Raw genomic sequence first — 22,669 nt, 5'->3', positions numbered from 1 at the left:
GCTCTACCTTCATGCAGCTATCCCGCGACCCATGTATGGCATCCGGATGTGGGCTTTACCGCGGCGAAGGTGCGCAACCTCGGCGTCGCAGCGGCCCGCGGTAACTATCTGATCTTGCTCGACGGGGACTGCGTGCCTGAAGTGGATTTCGTGGCGCGTCATCGCAGCCTTTCTGCCCTGCGGTGCTTTATCAACGGCAGCAGGGTTTTGTTGAGCAAGGCTTTCACCAACATCGTGCTCGCGGGTGGGTCTGGCTTGACCGGATGCTCTTTGCCAGCGTGGATCATGCGGCGGATCAGGGGGCAATGTTCCAAGGTCAGTGGCGCGCTGCGGCTGCCGGATTTTGGTGGGCGTAGGCAAGAAAACTTCAAGTGGAAGGGCATCCGTAGTTGCAACATGGCCCTATACAAGGCCGACTATGTTGCGGTGAATGGTTTTGATGAGACCTTTGTGGGCTGGGGCCATGAGGATGCGGACTTCGTGTTGCGGCTGCACAATGCGGGGCTGACCCGCAAAAATGGTTTTTATTCCACCGAGGTTTACCACCTATGGCATGCGGAGAGCAGCCGGGACATGGAAAACCTGAACGCCCAGCGGGTGCGGGAGCGAATGGGGAGCAAGCTGGTGCGGGCGCCTGTGGGTTACGAACAAAGCCTAGGCTTTCCGGATGTTCGTATTTGGACAAGGTGATAATCGAAAAACGATGAAAAAATTCTTAATCACTTGGCTGATTGCCGTGGCAGCTTCGCAGGCGCAAGCTCAGTTCCGGGTAGAAGTCTCCGGCGTGGGAATGACCCAAATTCCGATCGCCATCGGCGCGTTCCGTGGCGAAGAGCAGTCCCCGCAAAAAATTGCTGCCATCGTACAGGCCGACCTGGAACGCAGCGGGCAATTCAAGGGATTGGACGCAGGCTCTGGGTTGGACGAATCCGCGCGGGTGGACCTGGGCGGAATGCGCCAGCGGGGCGCCGATGCCTTGGTGGCCGGCAGCGTCACGCGTCTGGCCGATGGCCGCTTCGATGTCCGGTTCAGGTTGTGGGACACCGTGCGTAACCAGGACCTCGGCGGGCAAAGCCATGCGGTCTTGGTTGGCGATTTGCGGTTGGCCGCGCACCGGATTGCCGATTTTGTGTACGAGCGCTTGACAGGCGACAAAGGCGTTTTTTCTACCCGCATCTCGTATGTCACCAAGGCGGGCAGCACATTTAATCTGTGGGTTGCCGACGCTGACGGCGAAAATGCCCAAAGCGCGTTGAGCAGCCCTGAGCCCATTATCTCGCCCTCCTGGGCGCCCAACGGAAATCAGCTGGCCTATGTGTCGTTTGAGGCGCGTAAGCCGGTGGTCTATGTGCATGATGTGGCTACCGGTCGCCGCCGGCTGGTTGCGAGCTTCAAAGGATCCAACAGCGCGCCAGCATGGTCACCTGACGGCCGCAATATTGCTCTGACCCTCAGCCGCGATGGTGGTTCGCAACTCTACGTGATGGACGCCAATGGGGGCGAGCCCCGCCGCTTGATGCAGTCGCCGGCCATCGACACCGAGCCCACCTACACAGCGGATGGCCGCAGCATTTACTTCGTCAGTGACCGTGGCGGCTCACCCCAGATCTACCGGGTGCCCACCAGTGGCGGCAACTCCGAGCGTGTCACGTTTTCTGGCAGCTACAACATCTCGCCAGCGCTGAGCCCCGATGGCAAATGGTTGACCTACGTGTCCCGCGTGGGGGGCGCATTCAAGCTGCATGTCATGGACCTCGCATCAGGCACTGTGACCCCCATTACCGATACAGTCGCAGACGAGAGCCCCAGCTTTTCCCCCAACAGCCGCCTCATCATGTATTCCACGTTGCTGCAAGGCAAAGAGGCCCTGATGACCACAACCCTGGATGGTCGCATCAAAGCGCGTTTGGCCGGGCAGAGTGGCGATATCCGTGAGCCCGATTGGGGCCCTGTGCAAAAATAGTGTTCGTATTAACCTGGAGATTGAGAATGAAGAAGTTGGTTTTGATCGTATCCGCCGCAGCCTTTTTGAGCGCTTGCGGGTCCTCTGTCAAGCTGGACAACGTGCCCGTTGAAGACAAGGCCGGGCAGGCTGTGAGCCCCATCACCAGCGGCACCAGTTCCGGCGATGGTTCTAATGTCGCCAAGAGCAGCGTGACCACGGTGGCGCTTGATAAGAACCAACAAGACCCGGCTCTGAGCGCTGCGCTGAAGACGGTGTATTTTGGCTACGACAGCTTCGTCATTCGTGCTGAATTCCAGCCAACACTCGAGGCCCATGCCAAGTACCTGAAGGCCGACAAGTCCCGCAAGGTTGGCATTGAAGGCCACACTGACGAGCGCGGCGGCCGTGAATACAACCTCGCCTTGGGCCAGAAGCGTGCTGAAGCCGTTCGCAAAGCCTTGCTCTTGCAGGGCGTGTCGGATGCGCAAATGGAGGCTGTGAGCTACGGTAAAGAAAAGCCCGCTGCAGCAGGTAACACCGAGGCGGCTCTGGAAAAGAACCGCCGCGCTGAATTCAGCTACCGTTAAGCATGACTCTGATCTCCATGAAGTCGCTTGCGCGTTTACTCCCACTGACCTTGGCCCTGTGCTTTTCGGTGGGGCAGGCTTCGGCGGGTTTGTTTGAAGATGAGGAAGCGCGCCGAGCGATCCTAGATTTGCGACAAAGGCTGGAAGCGCAACGGGTTGACGGAGATAGGAAGCTGACAGAAGAGGCGCGCAGATTGTCTGAGACTGCGGCGCAGGACGCGGCACAGATGCGTCGTGCCTTTGTCGAACTTCAGAACCAACTCGAAGCCAGCCAGTCCGAAACCGCACGTTTGCGCGGCCAGGTCGAACAGCTGGCCCGTGATTTGGCGGAAGTACAACGCCGCCAAAAAGATGCGGCGCAGGCTGTGGACGAGCGCATCCGTAAGCTCGAGCCTTTTAAGGTGACGGTAGACGGGCGGGAGTTCTTATCGGAAGCTTCAGAGAAGCGCGACTATGACGCCGCGCTGGCCATCTTCCGCAAGGGCGACTTTGCCAATGCGCAAATTGGATTTTTGGAGTTCTTGAGCCGGTACGGCGCATCCGGCTACCGCCCCTCAGCGCTGTTTTGGTTAGGTAGTGCGCAATACGCCCAAAAGGAATACAAAGAGGCGGTGATTAACTTCCGCAATCTGGTTCAGTTGGCGGGTGACCATGTTCGTGCGCCCGAGGCTTTGCTGGCTATGTCTAACTGCCAGGTGGAGCTCAAGGAACTTAGAGCGGCCAAGAGGACCCTGGAAGATTTGATTGCGGCTTACCCCTCTTCAGACGCAGCGACCGCGGCAAAGGATCGCTTGGCCCGCATGAAGTGATGGCTCCAAGCGCAGAGGCGACGGGCCCTGCGGATCTCGCTCGACGCTTTGCCGGCATGGACCGCTTGTTCGGGGTGGCGCCGGCACAGCGTTTTCGGGGCTCGCACGTGGCAGTGGTCGGCATAGGTGGTGTCGGGTCCTGGGCCGCGGAAGCCTTGGCGCGCAGCGGCATTGCTGCGCTGACTCTGGTGGATATGGACCATATTGCCGAGTCCAACATCAACCGCCAGTTGCATGCGCTCTCCAGCACCGTCGGTATGGCCAAGGGGGAGGCCATGCGCCGGCGTATCCACGACATCAACCCCCATTGCGACGTCCGCGTGATAGACGATTTTGTGTCGGCGGACAACTGGCCCGGTGTGTTGGGCGGCCCGGTGGATGCGGTAATCGACGCCTGTGATGACGTTCAGGCCAAAGTCGCCATGGCGGCATGGGCGCGGACAAATCGGCAGGTTTTTCTATCGGTGGGTGCGGCCGGCGGCAAGCGATTGGCCCATCTGGTGGATATTGCCGACTTGAGCAAGTGCACCCACGACCCCTTGTTGGCGCAGTTGCGCTACCGGTTGCGCAAAGAATACGCCGCGCCAAAAGAGGGCAAGACCATGCACATTGCCTGTGTATACAGTAAAGAGGCGGTGCGGGGTCCGGACCCATCGTGCGCGCTGGAGGGGGATGGCACGCTCAACTGCCATGGGTACGGATCGATGGTCAGCGTCACCGCGACTTTTGGCATGTGCGCGGCCGGCTGGGTCATCGATAAATTGTCCGAAGGCGCCCAAGCGTCATTGGAAAATGACGCTATAATTTAAGGCTTCGCGGGGCACGATAAGCAATTAAAAGGCGCCGTCGGGACGTTAGCTCAGTTGGTAGAGCAGCGGACTTTTAATCCGTTTGTCGTGGGTTCGACCCCCGCACGTCCCACCAGCATTCTGATTACGCGGGAATTTAGCTCAGCTGGTAGAGCAGCGGACTCTTAATCCGTAGGTCGAGAGTTCGAATCTCTCAGTTCCCACCACTTACACAGTGGAATCAAAAACCCGCCTTCGAACGAAGGCGGGTTTTTTTATGCCCGCGCAGCCCCAGGCGCTGGGCTTGCTGCCTTGCCCCCGAGACTGGGCTTCCCGCCCAGGCCCCGAGACTAGGCTTCAAGTTCCGCGCTCAGCTCCAGCCACTGTTCTTCCAGGCTTTCAAGTTCGGCGTTGACCGCCTTCAGGCGCTTGCCGGCTTCGGCGATTTCAGCCGGTGGCGGGTTGCTGGAGAGCTTCTCTTCCAGTGCGGCGGTTTCGGCATTCAGGGCCTCCATGCGACTCTCTACCTGCGTGAGCTCCTTCTTGCGCTTCTTCGCTGCGTCACTGACGGGGGCAGATTTCACTGCGGCTGGCGGAGTTGCCACCGCTGCAGTGCTCGCTTTGGCGGATTGGGCCGTAGCTGCTTTGGCATGGAGCTTCGCTTCTTCCCTGGCCTCCTCTTTGGCCAACTCGCGTTGTCGTTTGGCCTCGTCCAGCAAATAGCGCTGGTAGTCGTCTAGGTCACCATCGAAAGGCTCAACGCCGCCGCGCGACACCATCCAGAACTCATCGCACACCGAGCGTAAGAGCGCGCGGTCGTGGCTGACTAGCATCACCGTGCCTTCGAACTCGTTCAGCGCCATCGCCAAGGCCTCTCGGGTGGCCAGGTCCAAGTGGTTGGTGGGCTCGTCAAGCAGCAAGAGGTTGGGGCGTTGCCAGACGATCATGCACAGTACCAGTCGCGCTTTCTCGCCGCCGCTCATGCTGCCGACGGCCTGTTTGACCATGTCACCGCTGAAGTTGAAGGTACCCAGAAAGCTGCGAAGGTCTTGCTCCCGGGTTTGTTGGCCGGCGATTTTTCCGGCAGCGCTCATGTCCTTTACCAGGCGGATCATGTGTTCCAGCGGCGTCTCGTCGGGGCGCAATACATCGAGTTCCTGCTGCGCGAAGTAGCCGATGTTGAGTCCCTTGCCTTCGGTGACCTCGCCACCCAGCGGCGCCAGATCTCGCGCCACAGTTTTGACCAATGTGGATTTACCTTGGCCGTTGGCACCGAGAATGCCGATGCGTTGGCCCGCCAGCACTGACTTGCTCACGTTGTGCACGATGGTGGTGGGCGCTGTGTGTTCTGGCGCACCTTCGGGAGGCGGGTATCCAAAGCTTACGCCCTGCATGGACAACATGGGGTTTGGCAGGTTGGCGGGCTCCTTGAACTCGAAGCTGAAATCGGCCTCTGACAAAAGTGGCGCGATTTTCTCCATCCGGTCCAAGGCCTTCACGCGGCTCTGGGCTTGCTTGGCCTTGCTGGCCTTGGCCTTGAAGCGGGCGATGAACTTCTGCAGGTGAGCGATCTTGTCCTGTTGCTTGGAAAAGGCGTTTTGTTGCAGCTCCATTTGCTCGGCGCGCATGTCCTCGAACTTGCTGTAGTTGCCGCCGTAGCGCACCAGCTTGCCCATGTCGATATGCAGGGTGACGTCGGTGATGGCGTCCAGAAACTCGCGGTCATGGCTGATAACGACCATGGTTCCTTCGTATTTCTTGAGCCATGCCTCCAGCCAGACCAGCGCGTCCAGGTCCAAGTGGTTGGTGGGTTCGTCCAGCAGCAGCAGGTCGCTGGGGCACATGAGTGCGCGGGCGAGTTGCAGGCGCATGCGCCAGCCGCCGGAGAAGCTGTTCACCGGTTTGTCGAGTTCGGTGGTTTTAAAGCCCAGGCCCAGAATTAGCGCCTGCGCGCGCGCCGCGGCGTCGTACTCGCCGGCGTCTTGCAGGGCGGTGTATGCGTGGGCCATGCGCTCGTAGTCGTCGGTGGCCTCGGCGGCAGTCACTTCGGCGCGGGCATCGCCGAGTTGGGTGTCGCCCTCAATCACAAAGTCGGTGGCGCCTTGCTCGGTTTCGGGCATGTCCTGAGCGACTTGCCCCATGCGCCACTGGGTGGGGATGTAGTACTCGCCGGCGTCTTCGTGCAAATTTCCGTTAAGCAGCGCAAACAGCGAGGACTTGCCGGCGCCGTTGCGCCCGACCAGTCCGACTTTTTCGCCGGGGTTCAGGGTGACGGAGGCGCCCTCGAGCAGCACTTTGGCGCTTCGGCGGAGGGTGACGTTTTTGAGGGTAATCATGGTGGGCTTGCGTCCGCTGTGCGGTGTTGGGGCTTGGCGGGGTGCCGGAAAACTGTCGGGTTGCGCGTCCCGTGGGCGGCGGAGTTGTGGGGTAGGTGCGGGTCGTGGGGTCAGTGCGGAAAATGGCGGCTCAAGGCCTCCTGGGTAAGCAGCAAGACCTGATCTTCGCCGGCGCTGGTTTCGAGCCAGATAGTGTCCAGCCCCGGAAATGCGGCCTCAAAAAACTCCCGTTCGTTGCCCACTTCGAGCACCAGAACGCCTTGTTCGGCCATTTTCGAGGTCACTTCGCGCAGGAGCCGGCGGATGAAATCCATGCCATCTCCGCTGCCGCCCTCGGCGTTGCCGTCCAGCGCAATGCGCGGTTCAGCCAGATATTCGGCGGGCAGGGCGGCCATGCTGGCAGCGTTCACATAGGGCGGGTTGCACACAATCAGGTCAAACTTGCCGGTGATGGCGCCCAGTCCATCCGACTGCAGCAGCTGAATCCGGTTTTGCAGGGCGTGTTTCTCGAGGTTGATCTGCGCAACAGCCAAGGCATCCGCTGAAATATCGGATCCTGTTACTTCCACATCGGGGTAGACCATGGCGGCCAGGACGGCCAGGCTGCCGTTGCCGGTGCACACATCCAGCACGGTGTGGGTGCCCTCATGCAGCCAATAGTCCAGGCTGCCATCAACCAGCAGCTCGGCAATCAGCGAGCGTGGCACGATGACCCGCTCATCCACATAAAACGCGACTCCCTGCAGCCAGGCCTCGCCGGTGAGGTAAGCGGCGGGCTTGCGGGTGGTGATGCGTGCTCCTAAAAGCGTAGCTGCCTGCGCATATTCCGCGGGCGATACAGGCCGTTTTGATGCCTCATCGGCGTCGGAAAGCGGGGTGTCTAGCGGTAGCCCCAGCGCGTGCAGCACAAGCCACGCAGCCTCATCGGCCGCCTGGGTAGTGCCATGGCCGAAGCTCAGGTGAGCGGCGGCCAGCTGCGCGGTGGCCTCCGCCACCAGTTCCTGCAGATTCATGCCAGCGTCGCCCGGTTCAGGTTGTCGAGAACGCGGCGGTAGATGTTTTTCAGCGGCTCAATGTCAGCCAGCTTCACATGCTCATTGATTTTGTGGATGGTCGCGTTGGGTGGGCCGAGTTCAACCACTTGGGGGCAAATCTGCGCCAGGAATCGCCCGTCGCTGGTGCCGCCGGTGGTGGAGAGTTGGGTTTCCAGGCCGGTCTCTGAGCGAATGGCGTCACGCACCGCGTCGACCAGCGGGCCCGGCGTGGTCAGGAAGGGCAAACCGCCCAGCGTCCAGACCAGGTCGTAGTCCAGCTCGTGCCGGGCCAGAACGGCGGCGAGTCGTGCCTGCAGGCTCTCGGGCGTGGATTCAGTGGAAAAGCGGAAGTTGAAGTCCACCACCACCTCGCCCGGAATCACGTTGCTCGCGCCGGTGCCGCCGTGGATGTTGCTGACCTGCCAGGTCGTGGGGGGGAAGAAGTCGTTGCCCGCGTCCCACGCGATGCCCACCAGCTCAGCCAAGGCAGGAGCCACCAAATGAATAGGGTTTTTGGCGAGATGAGGGTAGGCAATGTGCCCCTGAACGCCCTTCACCGTGAGCTTGCCGCTCATGGTGCCGCGCCGGCCGTTTTTGATCATGTCGCCGGTGCGCTCGACCGAGGTGGGCTCGCCCACAATGCAGTAATCCAGCACCTCGCCACGCGCTTGCAGGGCGCGGCACACCGCCACCGTGCCGTCCAGCGCGGGGCCCTCTTCGTCACTGGTGAGCAGCAGGGCGATATTCAGGTGCGGGGCCGGATTGGCGGCGAGGAATTCTTCAATCGACACCACAAAAGCCGCCAGCGAGGTTTTCATGTCGCTCGCTCCGCGGCCGAACAGTTTGCCGTCGCGGTGGCTCGGTACGAAAGGCGCGCTGTCCCACTGCGACACCGGGCCGGTCGGAACCACGTCGGTGTGGCCGGCGAAGACCAGCGTTTTTGCTATCGATTGAGGAGCTTCTTGCGCAACAATGGCGGGCGTTGCAGCCCTTTTTGCCCATAAATTGGTGACCCGGAAGTTATCCGGGCCGCTCACCAATGTTTCGCAGACAAAGCCCAAGGGTCGCAGCCGATCGGCAATCAAGGCCTGGCAGCCGCCGTCCGCCGGGGTCACCGAGGCCATGGAAATCAGTTGCTCGGTGAGTTGCAGGGTACGCGTCATCAGTGTTTCACATCCAGGGTAATTTCGGTGAAGGAGGCCTCGTCGTCATCTTCCGGCGGGGCGGCCAACTTGCTGGCCTTGGTGAAGTCGTTTTGCAGGCGCCACAGCAGGTTGGTGGGCGAATCGGCAAAGGCCATGCCCTCTTTGCGGTCGACCACGCCTTCGCGCACCAGCCGTGCGATGTCGGCCTCAAAGGTCTGCGAACCCTCCGCCATGGACTGCTCCATCGCATCGCGGACCGCAGAGAAGTCACCCTTTTCAATCATCTCGGCCACCAGCTTGGTGTTGAGCAGGACTTCGGCCGCCGGAGTTCGCATCCCCGAGCTGGTGCGCAACAAGCGCTGCGATATCACCGCCCGCAGGGCACCCGCCAGATCGCCGAGCATGGTGGGACGCACCTCCACCGGGTAAAAGCTCAAGATGCGGTTGAGTGCCTGGTAGCTGTTGTTGGCGTGCATGGTCGCCAGGCACAGGTGGCCGGACTGCGCATAGGCAATCGCCGCGGACATGGTTTCCTGGTCGCGGATTTCGCCGATCAAAATCACATCGGGCGCCTGGCGCAGCGCGTTCTTCAGGGCGATGTGGAGGGACGCCGTGTCGGTGCCCACCTCGCGCTGGTTGACCACCGATTTCTTGTTCTTGAACAAAAACTCAATCGGATCCTCAATCGTCAGGATGTGGCCCGAGACCAGCTCGTTGCGGTGGTCGAGCATCGAAGCCAGCGTGGTGCTCTTGCCCGCGCCGGTGGCGCCCACCATCAAAATCAGGCCGCGCTTTTCCATGATCAGGTTGGCCAGCACCGGCGGCATCTTCAGGCCCGACAGGGCTGGCACATCGACCGTGATGTAGCGGATCACCGCGGCAATGGTGCCTCGCTGGCGCATCGCGCTCACCCGAAAGCGCCCCACGCCGGGCAGCGGAAACGCCATATTCAGCTCGCCGCTGTGGTCGAGCTCGTCGAGATGCGCCGCGGTAAGCACTTCCGCCAACAAATTGCGGGGAGCGTCAATCGGCAGTACCTGGCTGTTGATGGGAACGCACAGGCCGTTGATCTTGATCAGCGCCGGTGCGTGGGCCGAGAGGTACACATCCGACGCCTTTTTCTCACTCATCAGGCGCAAGATGCGCTCCATGGTGCCCGCGGGCTGCGGAGTGCTGGTGGTGGCCATGGCTGCCTCGCGGGGGATGGGTGGCTTGCTCAGTCGCGCAGCAGGTCGTTCAGGCTGGTGGTCGAGCGGGTCTTTGCGTCCACCTTCTTGACGATGATGGCGGCATACATGCTGTACTTGCCGTCGCCCTTGGGCAGGCTGCCGCTGACCACCACCGAGCCCGCAGGAATGCGCCCGTAGCTCACGGTATCGGTCGCGCGGTCGTAAATCGGTGTGCTTTGGCCGATATAGACGCCCATGGAAATGACCGAGTTTTCTTCAACAATCACACCTTCCACCACTTCGGAGCGCGCGCCCACAAAGCAGTTGTCTTCGATGATGGTGGGGCCGGCCTGCATGGGCTCTAGCACGCCGCCGATGCCGACGCCGCCCGAGAGGTGCACATGCTTGCCGATTTGCGCGCAGGATCCGACGGTGGCCCAGGTGTCCACCATAGTGCCTTCGTCCACATACGAGCCGATATTGCAGTACGACGGCATCAGGATCACGCCCTTGCCCTGGAAGCTGCCGCGACGCGCCACCGCTGGCGGCACTACGCGCACGCCGGTGGCCTTCAGCGCTTCGGCGCTCATGCCGGCAAACTTGGTGGCGACCTTGTCGTAAAAGCCGAGATCGCCGGACTGGATGATCTCGTTGTCTTTCAGGCGGAAGCTGAGCAAGACGGCCTTCTTGATCCACTGGTGGGTGGTCCACTGGCCCACGCCTTCACGGGTGGCAACCCGCAGGCGGCCGGCATCGAGCTCGTTGAGCACATGCTCCACGGCTTCGCGCACCTCAGCGGGGGCGGATGCCACAGAGATATTGGCGCGGTCTTCCCACGCGGCTTCGATCACGGTTTGCAGTTGTTGGCTCATGGTGCTTATCAAGGTTGAGAAAGGGGTAGGTTCAGGGTGGTTAGGGGTTGCTCAGGACGAGCGGCCTTTGACAAATTCCACAATACGCCGCGCTGCTTCCACACATTCGGTGGTTTCGGCCACCAGCGCCATGCGGATCCGACCCGCGCCGGGGTTGTGTCCCTGGGCTTCGCGTGCCAGATAGCTGCCCGGCAGTACGGTCACATTGTATTGAGCCAGCAGCTCGCGCGCGAACTCGGTATCGCTGCCCGGCACTTGTGCCCACAAATAAAAACCAGCGTCGGGCAGCGCCACATCCATCACCCCGGCCAGCAGGGGCGTGACCTGGGCAAATTTCGCGCGGTACTGGGCGCGGTTGTCAATCACGTGGGCCTCGTCGTCCCACGCGGCGATGCTGGCGGCCTGCACCACCGGACTCATGGCGCTGCCGTGGTAGGTGCGGTAGAGCAAAAATTGCTTTATCCAGTGCGCGTCGCCTGCGCAAAAACCGCTGCGCATGCCCGGCACATTGCTGCGCTTGGACAGGCTGGTGAAAGCCACCAGATTCTTGAAGTCCGCCCGGCCCAGCTTGACCGCAGCCTCTAGTCCGCCCAAAGGGGCCTCATCGCGGAAGTAAATCTCGCTGTAGCACTCGTCAGACGCGATCACAAAGCCGTGCCGGTCGCTCAAAGAAAAGAGGTTTTCCCACTCCTCCAGCGGCATGACCGCGCCTGCGGGGTTGCCCGGCGAGCACACATACATCAGCTGGGTTTGCGCCCACACTGCCTCGGGCACGCTTGCCCAGTCCTGCGCAAAGTTGCGCGACGGCACCGACGGCACAAAGTAGGGCTGCGCGCCGCACAGCAGGGCTGCACCCTCGTAGATTTGATAGAACGGGTTCGGGCACACCACCTGCACCGGGCCTGCGGCCGGGTCTTGGTTGGGCTTGATCACCGTCTGCGCAAATGCAAACAGCGCCTCGCGCGAGCCGTTCACCGGCAGCACCTGCGTGGCGGGGTCAGCTGCTAACTGGTAGCGGCGTTGCAGCCAGCGGGCCATGGACTGCCGCAGCCGCAGGTCGCCGGCGGTGGCAGGGTAACTGGCCAGCCCGCTGTCGCCCGACTGAATCGCGTGGCAATAGGCGTCTTTGATGAGCTGGGGCGTTGCATGGCGCGGTTCGCCGATTCCCAGGCTGATGGGGCTGAAGGCCGCATTGGGCACCACGCCGGAGAACAATTGGCGCAGGCGTTCAAACGGGTAGGCCTGCAGGCGGGGCAAATTCGGATTCATGCGGCGGCATTATCCCTGAGTCATCGTTAAACTCGGGGGTCGTTGTCCGCTGGGGCCGCGTCGTTCAGATCAGAGGAGTTCGCCATGTCCGCAGTTTCACCCCCAGGGTCCGCCCCCCGGTATTTACATATCGAAGGCGCTCTGCAACAAATCGGTGACGAGGGCGCACTGCGTGAAATGCTCCCGATGGTGCTCGAATCCTTGCGCCGAGATGTGCCAGCGGTGCATGCGGCGCTCGCCGAAGGCGATGTGAAATCCGCCAACCGGCTTCTGCACCCCCTGAAGGGCTTTATTCCGATTTTTTGTACCCCCCCGCTCTATGAGCATGTGGCGGACGTCGAGCACTTAAGCAAAAATGAAAGCGCAGCCACGGTGGCTGCAGCCTTCACGGTTCTGGCACCTGAGCTACTTACCTTTCAGGCCGAGGTGGCGGCCTATCTTGGCGTGGCGAACTGACGAGCACACGTGAAGGGCGCCAGTGCGACTTAATTCCATCAAGCTCTCGGGTTTCAAGTCTTTCGCTGAACCGACCAATTTTGTGTTGCCGGGTCAGCTGGTCGGGGTGGTCGGGCCCAATGGCTGCGGCAAGTCCAACATCATGGACGCGGTTCGCTGGGTGCTGGGCGAGAGTCGCGCCAGCGAGCTGCGCGGCGAGTCGATGCAGGACGTCATCTTCAACGGCACCACCACCCGCAAGCCGGCAAGCCGCAGCAGTGTGGAGCTGGTGTTTGACAACGCCGACCACCGCGCCGGCGGCCAGTGGGGCCAATTCGGAGAGATTGCCGTCAAGCGCGTCCTGACCCGCGACGGCACCAGCAGCTACTTCATCAACAACCAGCCGGTGCGCCGCCGCGACGTGCAAGACGTGTTTTTGGGCACGGGGCTGGGCCCGAGGGCCTACGCCATCATCGGGCAGGGCACCATCTCGCGCATCATCGAATCCAAGCCCGAGGAGCTGCGCCTGTTCCTAGAGGAAGCCGCCGGCGTATCTAAATACAAAGAGCGCCGCCGCGAGACCGAAAACCGGCTCTCCGACACCCGCGAGAACCTGACCCGTGTCGAAGACATCCTTCGCGAGCTGGGCAGCAACCTGGACCGGCTCGAGAAACAGGCCGAGGTCGCCCAGAAATACAAGGCGCTGCAGGCAGAAGTCACGCTCAAGCAGCACCAGCAATGGTTTTTGAAGCGCTCAGAAGCGCTGGCAGACCAGGCCAAGGTGCAAATCGAAGGGCTGGCGGCGGTTAATGCCCTCGAGGCCCGCATGGCCGACCTGCGCCATGTGGAAGCCGACCTGGAAACGGTGCGCCAGGCGCACTACGCCGGGGGGGACGCGGTCAATCAGGCGCAGGGCCTTTTGTATGAAGCCAGCACCGATGTGGGTCGGCTGGAGGCTGAAATCCGCTTTGTGGTGGAAGGGCGACAGCGCGTCGAGCAGCGCTTGCTGACCCTAAACGAGCAGCTTGCCCAGTGGGCGGCCCGCAAGGACGATGCGCTGGAAGAGATCGGCCGTCTTGCTGAGTTAGCCGCCACCGGCGAAGAGCAGGCGGAGTTACTGACTGCCCAGGTCGAAGACCAGGCCCAGCTGCTGCCTGAGCTGGAAGACGCACTGGCCCGAGCGCAGTCGGCTGCTAACGGGCAGCGCGGTCTGGTATCTCAGGTGCAGCAGCAGATTCAGGTGTTGGCCGCAGAGCAGCGCGGCATCGAAGAGCAATGCCGCCAGCTCGAAGGCCGGCGCGAGCGCCTCACGGCCGACCGCCAGACCTTGGCCGCACCCGATGATTCGCGCCTTGCCCAGCTGCAGGAGCAACTCGGCGCAGCGCAGGAAGACCACCAGGTCGCCGACGCGCGACTCCACCAGCTGCAAGGCGCCGTGCCCCAGCTTGACGAAGCCCGCAAGGCGCAGCAGGGGCTGGTAAATAGCGAGGCATCGCGCCAGGCCGATTTGTCTGCCCGGCTGGAGGCGCTCAAGTCGCTTCAGGAGAAGGTCAAAACCGTCGGCAAGCTGCAGCCCTGGCTTGCCAAACACGGGCTGGATCACCTGCAGGGCCTCTGGAGCCGCATTCATATCGAGCAGGGCTGGGAAAACGCGCTTGAAGGCGCCCTGCGGGAGCGGCTCGGGGCCTTGGAAGTGTCGCGCCTGGAGATGCTCAAGGCCTTTGCTTCTGATGCTCCGCCTGCCAAACTGGCTTTTTATAGCCCGGCTAGTGCTGCGTTGCCAGAGGCCCCCTCGGCCTTGCCGCGTTTGTCGGATTTGCTGCGGGTCAGCGACGCCGGCCAGAAGGCCGTGCTCACCGCTTGGCTGCAGGGTTGTTTTACCGCGGCCAGTTTTGACGAAGCGCTGGCCCTGCGCTCGCAGTTGCGCGGCGGCGAAGGCATCTACCTCCCATCCGGCCATGTGCTCACCGCGCACAGCGTGAGCTTTTACGCGCAAGACTCCGAGCAGGCCGGCCTGCTGGCGCGCGCGCAGGAAATTGAAAACCTCGAAAAAGAGTTGCGGGCCCAGAGCCTGATTGCCGACGAGTCGCGCGTAGCGCTCAGCCGCGCAGAGAGCGCCTACGCCGAAAGTGCGCAGCGCCTCGTGGCAGCCCGGCGTGATGCGGCCGAGGCCCAGAGCCGCGCCCATGCGCTGCAGGTCGAGACGCTGCGTCTGTCGCAAATTCTGGAGCAAACCCGCGCTCGCAGCGCCCAGATTGATGCCGACCTGCATGAGATTGACGCCCAGCTCGAAGACCTGCAGGAGCGCCGCATGGAGGCCGAAGGCCGCTTTGAGTCGCTGGACATGCAGCTTGCCGACAGCCAGGAGCGCCACGCCCAGCTCGATGAGCGGGTGATTGAGGTCCAGCAGAAACTCAGCCAATGCCGCGACCAGCAGCGCAGCCTGGAGCGGCAGGCGCAAGAGGCAGCTTTTGCCCAGCGCAGCCTGCAGGCGCGCAACGCGGAGCTCTCCCGCGCCATAGAAACCGCCGCACAGCAGGGCGAAAGCACCCGCGCCGAGCTGCAGCGCGCGCAGGACGAGCTCCTGCGCCTGACCGATGCAGCAGCGCAGGCCGGTCTGCAAAACGCACTGGCCTTGAAGCTTGAGCGCGAAAAGGCGCTGGGCGCCCGGCGCAGCGAATACGACGAGCTCACCGCCCGGCTGCGCGCCAGCGACGAGCGCCGCCTGCAGCTCGAGCACGAACTCGAGCCGCTGCGCCAGCGCATCACCGAATTCCAGCTCAAAGAGCAGGCCGCGCGCCTGGGATTTGAGCAATTTGAGAACCAGCTGGCCGACGCGCAGGCCGACCTGGCCGCCATAGAGCAAAGCATCCGGGAGGGCAATGTGCGCCTCTTCGGCATGCAAGCCGATATCGACCGCATCCAGCGCGAGATTGCTGCACTGGGCGCTGTCAATTTGGCCGCACTCGAAGAGCTGAGCGCTGCCCGCGAGCGCAAGCAGTTCCTCGACCTGCAAAACGTGGACCTGACCCAGGCCATGAACACGCTGGAAGACGCCATCCGCAAGATTGACGCCGAGACCCGCGAGCTGCTCTCGGGCACGTTCGATCAGGTCAACGCGCATTTCGGCCGTATGTTCCCCGAGCTGTTTGGGGGCGGTAATGCCCGGCTGGTGATTACCGGTGATGAGATTCTGGACTCTGGCGTGCAGGTGATTGCCCAGCCCCCGGGCAAGAAAAACCAGACCATTCACCTGCTCTCGGGCGGAGAAAAAGCCCTCACCGCAATTGCGCTGGTGTTTGCAATCTTCCAGCTCAACCCCGCACCGTTTTGCCTGCTGGACGAGGTGGATGCTCCGCTGGACGATGCCAACACCGAGCGCTATGCCAAACTGGTGACCAGCATGAGCCGCGGAACCCAGTTTTTGTTTATCAGCCACAACAAGATCGCCATGGAGATGGCGGAGCAGCTCATCGGCGTGACCATGCAGGAGCAGGGTGTATCGCGGATCGTCGCGGTGGATATGGAGTCTGCCGTGAGCCTTGCTGAGCTGGCATAAGCCCCCTCAAATCCAAGAGAACATGAGTAACTTACAAATTGGATTAGCCATCGCCGGTGGTGTTGCGTTGGCCGCCGTCATTGCCCACAGCGCCTGGTCTTCGCGCCGCAACACCCCCCGTCAGGCCCAGCCGCTGCAGGAGCCATCAGCCGACGATTTGGCGCAAGCCGACGCCTCCGTCGCCCCTTCCCTCGATTCGGATCCTCTGTTGGGCAGCGTAGACGCGGACACCCCGGCCTTTGTGCTGCCGCGACCTCCCGTGCGCCCCGCCATGGATGCGCTGATTGATGTGATTGCGACCGTCGCGCTCGACCCTGCTACGCCGGCGGTTTCAGGGGAAGCCGCTCTGGCAGCCATGCCAGCTACCCGCCGCGCCGGCACCAAGCCCTTCTCGATTGAAGGCTATAACCTGCAGACCCTGGTGTGGGAAGTGCCCTCGGCCGGCCAGCGCTACGGAGGTTTTCAGGCCGGCGTGCAGCTGGCCAACCGCACCGGCGCGCTCAATGAAATTGAGTACTCTGAGTTTGTGGTGAAGACACAAGCTTTTGCCGACACCCTCAATGCCACCCCCGAGTTCCCCGAGATGCTGGACGAAGTGGCGCGAGCGCGCGAGCTCGATCAATTTGCCAGCGCGCACGATGCCCAACTCGGCTTCACCCTGCGTGCCCGCAATGCCTCCTGGAGCCCGGGCTACATCCATCAGAATGCCGCGCGGCTGGGGTTTGTAGCTGGCGCGATTCCCGGGCGCATGGTGCTTCCCGCCTCGGTGGAAGGTCTGCCTCCGGTGCTGGTGCTGGGCTTTGATTCGCAGGCCGCACTGGCCGAAGACCCCGCACAAAGCGCCATTCGCGAACTCTCCATGCACCTGGACGTGGCGCAGGTGGACCGCGCCGAGCGGCCGTTCGAGCGCATGTGTGAAGCGGTCAATGCGCTGGCAGCAGCCATGGACGGCCTGGTGACCGACGACGACGGCCAAGCGCTCGCACCCGAGACCATGGGCGTCATCGCAGGTGACCTGCAGCTGCTCTACGACGCGCTGCAGCAGCGTGACATTGCCGCGGGCTCCCTGATTGCCCGCCGCCTTTTTAGCTGACCCTGCCGGCGCGATGGCCACGCTGGACTTGTTTTCCGCCGAGCCGGACGGGGTGCCCGGGCAGCTGCCGCCGGCGCACGCCCGTGTGGTGGCCCTGCGCGAGTTGCTCCATGCCTATGGCCACGCCTACTATGTGCTGGACGCGCCCACCGTGCCCGACGCCGAATACGACCGGCTTTTCAAGGAACTTCAGGCTCTAGAGGCCCTGCACCCTGAATGGGCCTCACCCGATTCGCCCACGCAGCGGGTGGGCGGGCAGGTATTGGACGGGTTTGCCAGCGTGCGCCACGCGGTGCCCATGCTCAGCATTCGGACAGAGACCGACACCGAGTCCACCGGCGCGCAGGCGTTTGACGCCCGGGTTCGTAAGGAGCTTGAACTGTCCGACGAAGCCGCACCGGTGGAATACGTGGCAGAGCTCAAGTTCGACGGTCTGGCCATGAGCCTGCGTTACGAGGGCGGCGTGCTGGTGCAGGCAGCCACCCGCGGCGACGGCGAGTTTGGCGAAGACGTCACCCAAAACATCCGTACCATCGGGCAGATCCCTTTGCGGATTGGCACAGGCGCCGCCACCGCCACCGCCCCAGCCGCCACACCGGCCGTTCCAGCTGTGCTGGAGGTGCGCGGTGAGGTGTACATGCGCCGCGACCATTTCGAAGCCCTCAATGAGCGGCAGAGGGCGCGCATTGCTGCCGGCGAAAAAGGCGAGAAAACCTTTGTCAACCCGCGCAACGCCGCTGCCGGCGCGGTGCGTCAGCTCGATCCGCAGATTGCCGCGCAGCGACCCCTGAGCTTTTTTGCCTACGGCCTGGGCGAGGTCAGTCCGCCGGCCGACGGCGGCCCGCAACCCGACACACTCTTTAGTACGCATTTCGCCATGCTGCAGACCCTCAAATTATGGGGTTTTCCGGTTGCAGAGCACGTGGATATTGCGCGGGGTGCTTCTGAATTGATAGCGTTTCACCAGCGCATCGGAGCCCGGCGTGACGCGCTGCCCTTCGACATTGACGGCGTGGTCTACAAGGTCAACAGCCTGGCCCTGCAGCAACGGCTGGGGTTTGTGACACGCGAGCCGCGCTGGGCGGTGGCGCACAAATACCCGGCGCAGGAGCAGCTCACCACCGTGCTGGCCATCGATGTGCAGGTGGGCCGCACCGGCAAGCTCACCCCCGTGGCCAAGCTCGCTCCGGTGTTTGTGGGCGGCGTGACCGTGACTAACGCCACGCTGCACAACGAAGACGAGGCCCGCCGCAAAGATGTGCGCCTGGGCGACACCGTCGTGGTGCGCCGCGCGGGCGATGTGATTCCCGAGGTGGTCTCTGTGCTGCCCGACAAGCGCCTGCCGGATGCGCAGCCCTTCACCATGCCCCGTGTTTGCCCCGTGTGCCAGTCGGCGGCGGTGCGGGAGGAGGGCGAGGCCGACTACCGCTGCACCGGCGGGCTGTTCTGCGGTGCCCAGCGCAAGCAGGCCATCCTGCACTTCGCGCAGCGCCGCGCGGTCGAGGTGGAAGGCCTGGGCGACAAGCTGGTTGAGCAACTGGTGGATGCAAACGTCATCCGCAACCTGCCCGACCTGTACCGGCTGGGCCTGAGCGCGCTGGCCAGCCTGGACCGCATGGCGGACAAATCAGCGCAAAACATTGTTGACGCGCTGGAGAAGTCCAAGCAGACCACCTTGCCGCGCTTTGTGTTCGGCCTGGGGATTCGCCATGTGGGCGAGGCCACCGCCAAAGAGCTGGCACGGCACTTCGGCACGCTGGACGGCATCATGGGCGCCAGCGAAGAAGCGCTGCTGGGTGTGGCCGATGTGGGGCCGATTGTGGCCAGCAGCATCCGCACCTTTTTCGATCAGCCCCACAACCGCGAAGTGGTCGAGCAACTACGCGCCTGCGGCCTGACCTGGCCCGAGGGCGCACCCTCCGATGCCGGCCCCAAGCCCCTGGCCGGTCAGACCCTGGTGATTACCGGCACATTGCCCACCTTGGGCCGTGACGCCGCCAAAGACCTGATTGAGGCCGCCGGTGGCAAGGTGAGCGGCTCGGTGAGCAAGAAGACGCACTATGTGGTTGCCGGCACCGAAGCCGGCAGCAAGCTGGAGAAGGCCCGGGAGTTGGGCGTGGCGGTGATTGACGAGGCCGGGCTGCGGGCCCTGTTGTCATGACGGTGCGCGAGATCCTGAAAATGGGTGACGCGCGCCTGCTGCGGCAAGCGCAGCCGGTGACCGGCTTCGACACCGACGCCCTGCACCTGCTGGTCACTGACATGCTCGACACCATGCGCGCCGCCAATGGCGCAGGCCTTGCCGCGCCACAGATCGGCGTGGACCTGCAGCTGGTGATTTTTGGCAGCCGCGAGCGCAACCCGCGCTACCCCGACCGGCCCATCGTGCCGCCGACCGTGCTCGTTAACCCCGTCATTACGCCGTTGAGCGAGGAGGAGGAAAGCGACTGGGAGGGCTGCCTCTCGGTGCCCGGCCTGCGCGGTATGGTGCCGCGCTGGTCGCACATCCGCTACACAGGGTTCGACCAGTACGGCGACGCGATAGACCGCACGGTCGAGGGCTTCCATGCCCGCGTGGTGCAGCATGAATGCGATCACCTGTGGGGCATGCTGTACCCCATGCGCGTGCGCGACTTCACGCAGTTCGGCTTCACCGAGGTGCTCTTTCCCGGCGTGGCGGCTACGGAAGACGACTGAAGGCCTGTCTCGCGCTTGTCTGCCTGCGCAACAGGACGACGCCCCCCCCCCGTTTTAAGTAGCACTTGGCTTTGGAGTCCGGGGGGTAAATTATCCGTCCTGATCTTTTTTGGGGTGCCCCTCAAGTGGCGAGTTCATCGAGAAGTTCTGTCTCGATTTCGATCTGGGCGCGGTTGTGCTGCAACTGCGCGCCGTGAATGAGGAAGGTGTCTTCCACGCGCTCGCCCAAAGTCGCCACTTTGGCGAGCTGCACCACAATCTGGTGGCGAGCCAGAACCCGCGCAATCTTGTAGAGCAGGCCCAGGCGGTCGCTGGCAGAGATATTGAGCAGCCAACGCTGCGCCTTTTCATCGGGTTTCAGCGAGACGCGTGGCGCAATCGGAAAGCTCTTGACACGGCGAGACACCCTTCCGCGACTCGAAACGGGCAGGGGGCCGGCCTGCGAGATGGCCAGCGCCAAGCCGTTTTCGAGCAAGCTGGTGATTTCGCGGAAGTGCTCGTCCATGTCGGCGGTGGTGACCACCTCAAAGGTATCCAGCGCGTATCCCTTGTTCGTGGTGTGGATGCGCGCATCCAGAATACTCAGGCCACCTTGGTCAAAATAGCCGCAAATCCGGGCAAACAGGTCGGGCTGGTCCTGGGTGTAGACCAGCACCTGCAGGCCTTCTCCCACCGGCGAGCGGCGGGCCCGTACGATAGGCTGGGTTGCGCCAACCAGCCTGGAGAGGTGCTTGGTGTGCCAGGCGATGTCTGCCGCATCGTGGCGCATGAAGTAGCCCACATCCAGCGTGTCCCACAAGGGCTTGTGGGCCTCAAAGGGCAGGGCGTACAGCGCCAGATTCACCAGCGCTTCGCGCTTGCGCTGCTCCACCTCGGCGTCGGCATCCGGAGCCCGCCCGCCCAGCGCGCGGGCGGTGAGTTTGTACAGGTCTTCGAGCAGCTTGCCCTTCCAGGCATTCCAGACCTTGGGGCTGGTGCCGCGAATATCAGCCACGGTAAGCAGGTAAAGCGCAGTGAGGTAGCGCTCGTTGCCCACCCGCCGGGCAAATGCCTGAATGACGTCGGCATCCGAGAGGTCGGATTTTTGTGCAACCCGACTCATGGTCAGGTGCTCGCCCACCAGAAACTCAATCAGCCGTGCGTCCTCGGCGGGCACGCAGTGGTCTTTGCAGAAGCGGCGCGCCTCCATGATGCCGAGCTCGGAATGGTCGCCGCCCCGGCCCTTGGCGATGTCGTGAAAGAGCGCGGCAATGTACAAAATCCAGGGCTTGTCCCAACCCGAGCCGAGCTGCGAGCAAAAGGGGTACTCGTGCGCATGCTCCACCATGAAAAAGCGACGTGCGTTGCGCAGCACCATCAGGATGTGCTGGTCCACCGTGTACACATGAAACAGGTCATGTTGCATCTGCCCGACGATCTTGCGGAACACCCACAAATACCGCCCCAGCACCGAGGTCTGGTTCATCAGCCGCATGGCATGGGTGATGCCCTGCGGCGCCTGCATGATCTGCAAAAAGGTGGCCCGGTTGACCGGGTCGCGGCGGAACTTGGCGTCCATCAAATCGCGCGCGTTGTAGAGGGCGCGCAGGGTGCGGGCCGACAGGCCCTTGATGCCCACCGTGGTTTGGTAGACCAGAAAGGTTTCCAGAATGGCGTGCGGATGGCTGCGGTACAGGTCGTCGCTGACCACATCGATCATGCCGGCCTTGTCGTTGAAGTGTGCGTTGATGCGGCGCGGCGCGTGGGCAGAGGGGTTCAGCCGCTCCTCGATGTTCATCAACAAAATCTGGTTGAGCTGGGTGACTGCTTTTGCCGCCCAGTAGTAGCGCTTCATGAGCGCCTCGCTGGCGCGCACCAGCTGTTTGCGGTCGCCTGAAGGGTCTCCGGCGGTGTAGCCGAAGGTTTCGGCCACCGCGTTTTGCAGGTCAAAGATGAGTCGGTCTTCGCGCCGTTGGGCCACGAGATGCAGCTTGGCGCGCACCAGCATCAGAAGCCCCTCATTGCGCTCAAGCTGCTTGACCTCGAACCCGGTAGCCAGCCCGTGCTCTGCGAGCGCGGCCCAGTTGGAGCCGTAGCCTGCGGCCTTGGCCACCCACAAAATCACCTGCAAGTCGCGCAGGCCGCCAGGGGACTCTTTGCAGTTGGGCTCCAGCGCGTAGGGTGTGTCTTCAAACTTGGTGTGGCGCTGGCGCATTTCCAGCGTCTTGGCAACAAAAAACGCTCGCGCATCCATGGCCTTGGCATACGCCTGCCCGAAGGCCTCCACCAAGTGCTCGTCCCCGGCAATGCCGCGGTATTCGAGCAGCGATGTCTGCACCGACACGTCCTTCTCGGCCTCGGACAGGCAGTCGGCCAGCGTGCGCACGCTGGAGCCGATTTCCAGGCCCGAGTCCCAGCAGCTGCTGATGAAGGCTTCTATGCGCTTCGCGAGCTCGGCGTTCGCTGCGCCGACCGGCCCGTTAGGCAGCAAAACCAGCACATCGATATCGGAGTATGGAAACAACTCGCCCCGCCCGTAGCCGCCCACCGCCAGCAATGCACAGGGTGCGCCCATTCCCGCCGCGTTCCACAAAGCGCGCAAGACCTCGTCAGTCAACCCCGACAGGCGCTGCAATACCCGACGCACCTGCCGGCCTGTGGTTCTCGCGGGGGCGAGTTGCTCCAACAGCTGGGCCTTGCGAGCGCGGTAGTCGGCACGCAGGGCTTGCAAATCGGTCATGGGAATCAGCGCCGCGAGGCTCAGGGAGTCACAAAATCCGGCGTGGCCGGGCTACCGGCGGAGAGGGTCAACACCTCATAACCGGTGGGGGTCACCAACACGGTGTGCTCCCACTGGGCCGACAGGGAGCGGTCCTTGGTGACGATGCTCCAGCCGTCTTTCTCGGGGCCTTCTTTGATGTCTTTGCCGCCGGCGTTGATCATCGGCTCGAT

At 62.9% G+C, this 22,669-nt stretch carries 17 protein-coding genes, 2 tRNA genes and 1 pseudogene; 12 read left to right on the top strand and 8 right to left on the bottom strand.

The features are described 5' to 3' along the window. Positions 1 to 48 precede the first annotated feature (48 nt). From Q0O05_RS06320 to Q0O05_RS06290, 7 genes are all read left to right on the top strand, one after another. Complete coding sequence (locus tag Q0O05_RS06320) at positions 49 to 690, top strand: galactosyltransferase-related protein (RefSeq protein ID WP_293661330.1); 642 nt, start codon at positions 49 to 51, stop codon at positions 688 to 690. A 13-nt stretch (positions 691 to 703) separates the two neighbouring features. Further along, the gene (gene tolB, locus Q0O05_RS06315; RefSeq protein WP_293661328.1) at positions 704 to 1,963 is read left to right on the top strand and encodes a Tol-Pal system beta propeller repeat protein TolB; all 1,260 of its coding nucleotides are present in this window, start codon (positions 704 to 706) and stop codon (positions 1,961 to 1,963) included. Between the two features lie 26 nt (positions 1,964 to 1,989). Beyond that, entirely contained in the window at positions 1,990 to 2,532 is a 543-nt protein-coding gene (pal, locus tag Q0O05_RS06310; RefSeq protein WP_293661326.1) for a peptidoglycan-associated lipoprotein Pal, read from the top strand. A gap of 194 nt (positions 2,533 to 2,726) precedes the next feature. Further along, on the top strand, positions 2,727 to 3,341 hold the full coding sequence (gene ybgF / locus Q0O05_RS06305; RefSeq protein WP_293661324.1) for a tol-pal system protein YbgF: 615 nt from the start codon (positions 2,727 to 2,729) through the stop codon (positions 3,339 to 3,341). After that, complete coding sequence (locus Q0O05_RS06300) at positions 3,341 to 4,150, top strand: tRNA threonylcarbamoyladenosine dehydratase (RefSeq protein WP_293661322.1); 810 nt, start codon at positions 3,341 to 3,343, stop codon at positions 4,148 to 4,150. Before ybgF ends, Q0O05_RS06300 begins: the two co-directional genes overlap by 1 nt. A gap of 39 nt (positions 4,151 to 4,189) precedes the next feature. Continuing rightward, positions 4,190 to 4,265: transfer RNA gene (locus Q0O05_RS06295), tRNA-Lys, on the top strand. Positions 4,266 to 4,280: 15 nt separating this feature from the next. After that, positions 4,281 to 4,356, top strand: a tRNA-Lys gene (locus Q0O05_RS06290). A 123-nt stretch (positions 4,357 to 4,479) separates the two neighbouring features. Here Q0O05_RS06290 and Q0O05_RS06285 read toward each other — a convergent pair. The 6 genes from Q0O05_RS06285 to dapC all read right to left on the bottom strand — a co-directional run bounded on the left by Q0O05_RS06285 (position 4,480) and on the right by dapC (position 11,954). Next, a complete protein-coding gene (locus Q0O05_RS06285; protein WP_293661320.1) occupies positions 4,480 to 6,465 on the bottom strand; it encodes an ATP-binding cassette domain-containing protein in 1,986 nt (661 codons plus the stop codon). A 110-nt stretch (positions 6,466 to 6,575) separates the two neighbouring features. Further along, entirely contained in the window at positions 6,576 to 7,478 is a 903-nt protein-coding gene (gene prmB, locus Q0O05_RS06280; RefSeq protein WP_293661318.1) for a 50S ribosomal protein L3 N(5)-glutamine methyltransferase, read from the bottom strand. Next, the gene (gene dapE, locus Q0O05_RS06275) at positions 7,475 to 8,662 is read right to left on the bottom strand and encodes a succinyl-diaminopimelate desuccinylase (protein ID WP_293661316.1); all 1,188 of its coding nucleotides are present in this window, start codon (positions 8,660 to 8,662) and stop codon (positions 7,475 to 7,477) included. Before dapE ends, prmB begins: the two co-directional genes overlap by 4 nt. Next, positions 8,662 to 9,831 (bottom strand): PilT/PilU family type 4a pilus ATPase, encoded by a 1,170-nt coding sequence (locus Q0O05_RS06270; RefSeq protein ID WP_293661315.1) that lies wholly within the window; start codon positions 9,829 to 9,831, stop codon positions 8,662 to 8,664. The genes dapE and Q0O05_RS06270 overlap by 1 nt, the downstream gene beginning before the upstream one ends. Positions 9,832 to 9,860: 29 nt before the next feature. Further along, complete coding sequence (gene dapD / locus Q0O05_RS06265; protein ID WP_293661314.1) at positions 9,861 to 10,685, bottom strand: 2,3,4,5-tetrahydropyridine-2,6-dicarboxylate N-succinyltransferase; 825 nt, start codon at positions 10,683 to 10,685, stop codon at positions 9,861 to 9,863. Between the two features lie 51 nt (positions 10,686 to 10,736). After that, positions 10,737 to 11,954 carry a succinyldiaminopimelate transaminase gene (gene dapC, locus Q0O05_RS06260; protein ID WP_293661313.1) on the bottom strand — a complete coding sequence of 406 codons (1,218 nt, stop codon included), beginning with the start codon at positions 11,952 to 11,954 and terminating at the stop codon, positions 10,737 to 10,739. Positions 11,955 to 12,038: 84 nt separating this feature from the next. Between dapC and Q0O05_RS06255 the strand changes: the two genes are divergently transcribed. From Q0O05_RS06255 to def, 5 genes are read left to right on the top strand one after another with little or no spacing between them, the layout of a single operon-like run. Further along, complete coding sequence (locus tag Q0O05_RS06255) at positions 12,039 to 12,410, top strand: Hpt domain-containing protein (RefSeq protein ID WP_293661312.1); 372 nt, start codon at positions 12,039 to 12,041, stop codon at positions 12,408 to 12,410. A gap of 22 nt (positions 12,411 to 12,432) precedes the next feature. Beyond that, a complete protein-coding gene (smc, locus tag Q0O05_RS06250; protein ID WP_293661310.1) occupies positions 12,433 to 15,948 on the top strand; it encodes a chromosome segregation protein SMC in 3,516 nt (1,171 codons plus the stop codon). Positions 15,949 to 15,970: 22 nt separating this feature from the next. Continuing rightward, positions 15,971 to 17,041, top strand: coding sequence for a cell division protein ZipA C-terminal FtsZ-binding domain-containing protein (locus Q0O05_RS06245; protein ID WP_293661308.1), 1,071 nt, complete (start codon positions 15,971 to 15,973; stop codon positions 17,039 to 17,041). Between the two features lie 13 nt (positions 17,042 to 17,054). After that, entirely contained in the window at positions 17,055 to 19,202 is a 2,148-nt protein-coding gene (ligA, locus tag Q0O05_RS06240) for an NAD-dependent DNA ligase LigA (RefSeq protein ID WP_293661332.1), read from the top strand. Further along, complete coding sequence (gene def / locus Q0O05_RS06235; protein WP_293661306.1) at positions 19,199 to 19,738, top strand: peptide deformylase; 540 nt, start codon at positions 19,199 to 19,201, stop codon at positions 19,736 to 19,738. Before ligA ends, def begins: the two co-directional genes overlap by 4 nt. A 121-nt stretch (positions 19,739 to 19,859) precedes the next feature. Here the strand turns inward: def and Q0O05_RS06230 are convergent, their stop codons facing one another. Both Q0O05_RS06230 and Q0O05_RS06225 read right to left on the bottom strand, forming a co-directional pair. After that, a complete protein-coding gene (locus tag Q0O05_RS06230) occupies positions 19,860 to 22,457 on the bottom strand; it encodes a [protein-PII] uridylyltransferase (protein ID WP_293661305.1) in 2,598 nt (865 codons plus the stop codon). 20 nt (positions 22,458 to 22,477) lie between these two features. Further along, positions 22,478 to 22,669 (bottom strand): annotated as a pseudogene (locus Q0O05_RS06225) (type I methionyl aminopeptidase); the annotation flags it as partial.

It is taken from the genome of Rhodoferax sp. OV413, from assembly GCF_945881795.1.
Lineage (GTDB): Bacteria > Pseudomonadota > Gammaproteobacteria > Burkholderiales > Burkholderiaceae_C > Allorhodoferax.
Note: the sequence above shows the minus strand (reverse complement) of the source record. Positions and strands in the feature narration are given on the sequence as shown.

Coding starts and splice junctions, on each gene's coding strand:
- tolB (WP_293661328.1), top strand. CDS start 704: ATGAAAAAATTCTTAATCACTTGGCTGATTGCCGTGGCAGCTTCGCAG.
- pal (WP_293661326.1), top strand. CDS start 1,990: ATGAAGAAGTTGGTTTTGATCGTATCCGCCGCAGCCTTTTTGAGCGCT.
- Q0O05_RS06300 (WP_293661322.1), top strand. CDS start 3,341: ATGGCTCCAAGCGCAGAGGCGACGGGCCCTGCGGATCTCGCTCGACGC.
- Q0O05_RS06285 (WP_293661320.1), bottom strand. CDS start 6,465: ATGATTACCCTCAAAAACGTCACCCTCCGCCGAAGCGCCAAAGTGCTG.
- prmB (WP_293661318.1), bottom strand. CDS start 7,478: ATGAATCTGCAGGAACTGGTGGCGGAGGCCACCGCGCAGCTGGCCGCC.
- dapE (WP_293661316.1), bottom strand. CDS start 8,662: ATGACGCGTACCCTGCAACTCACCGAGCAACTGATTTCCATGGCCTCG.
- Q0O05_RS06270 (WP_293661315.1), bottom strand. CDS start 9,831: ATGGCCACCACCAGCACTCCGCAGCCCGCGGGCACCATGGAGCGCATC.
- dapD (WP_293661314.1), bottom strand. CDS start 10,685: ATGAGCCAACAACTGCAAACCGTGATCGAAGCCGCGTGGGAAGACCGC.
- dapC (WP_293661313.1), bottom strand. CDS start 11,954: ATGAATCCGAATTTGCCCCGCCTGCAGGCCTACCCGTTTGAACGCCTG.
- Q0O05_RS06255 (WP_293661312.1), top strand. CDS start 12,039: ATGTCCGCAGTTTCACCCCCAGGGTCCGCCCCCCGGTATTTACATATC.
- Q0O05_RS06245 (WP_293661308.1), top strand. CDS start 15,971: ATGAGTAACTTACAAATTGGATTAGCCATCGCCGGTGGTGTTGCGTTG.
- ligA (WP_293661332.1), top strand. CDS start 17,055: ATGGCCACGCTGGACTTGTTTTCCGCCGAGCCGGACGGGGTGCCCGGG.
- def (WP_293661306.1), top strand. CDS start 19,199: ATGACGGTGCGCGAGATCCTGAAAATGGGTGACGCGCGCCTGCTGCGG.
- Q0O05_RS06230 (WP_293661305.1), bottom strand. CDS start 22,457: ATGACCGATTTGCAAGCCCTGCGTGCCGACTACCGCGCTCGCAAGGCC.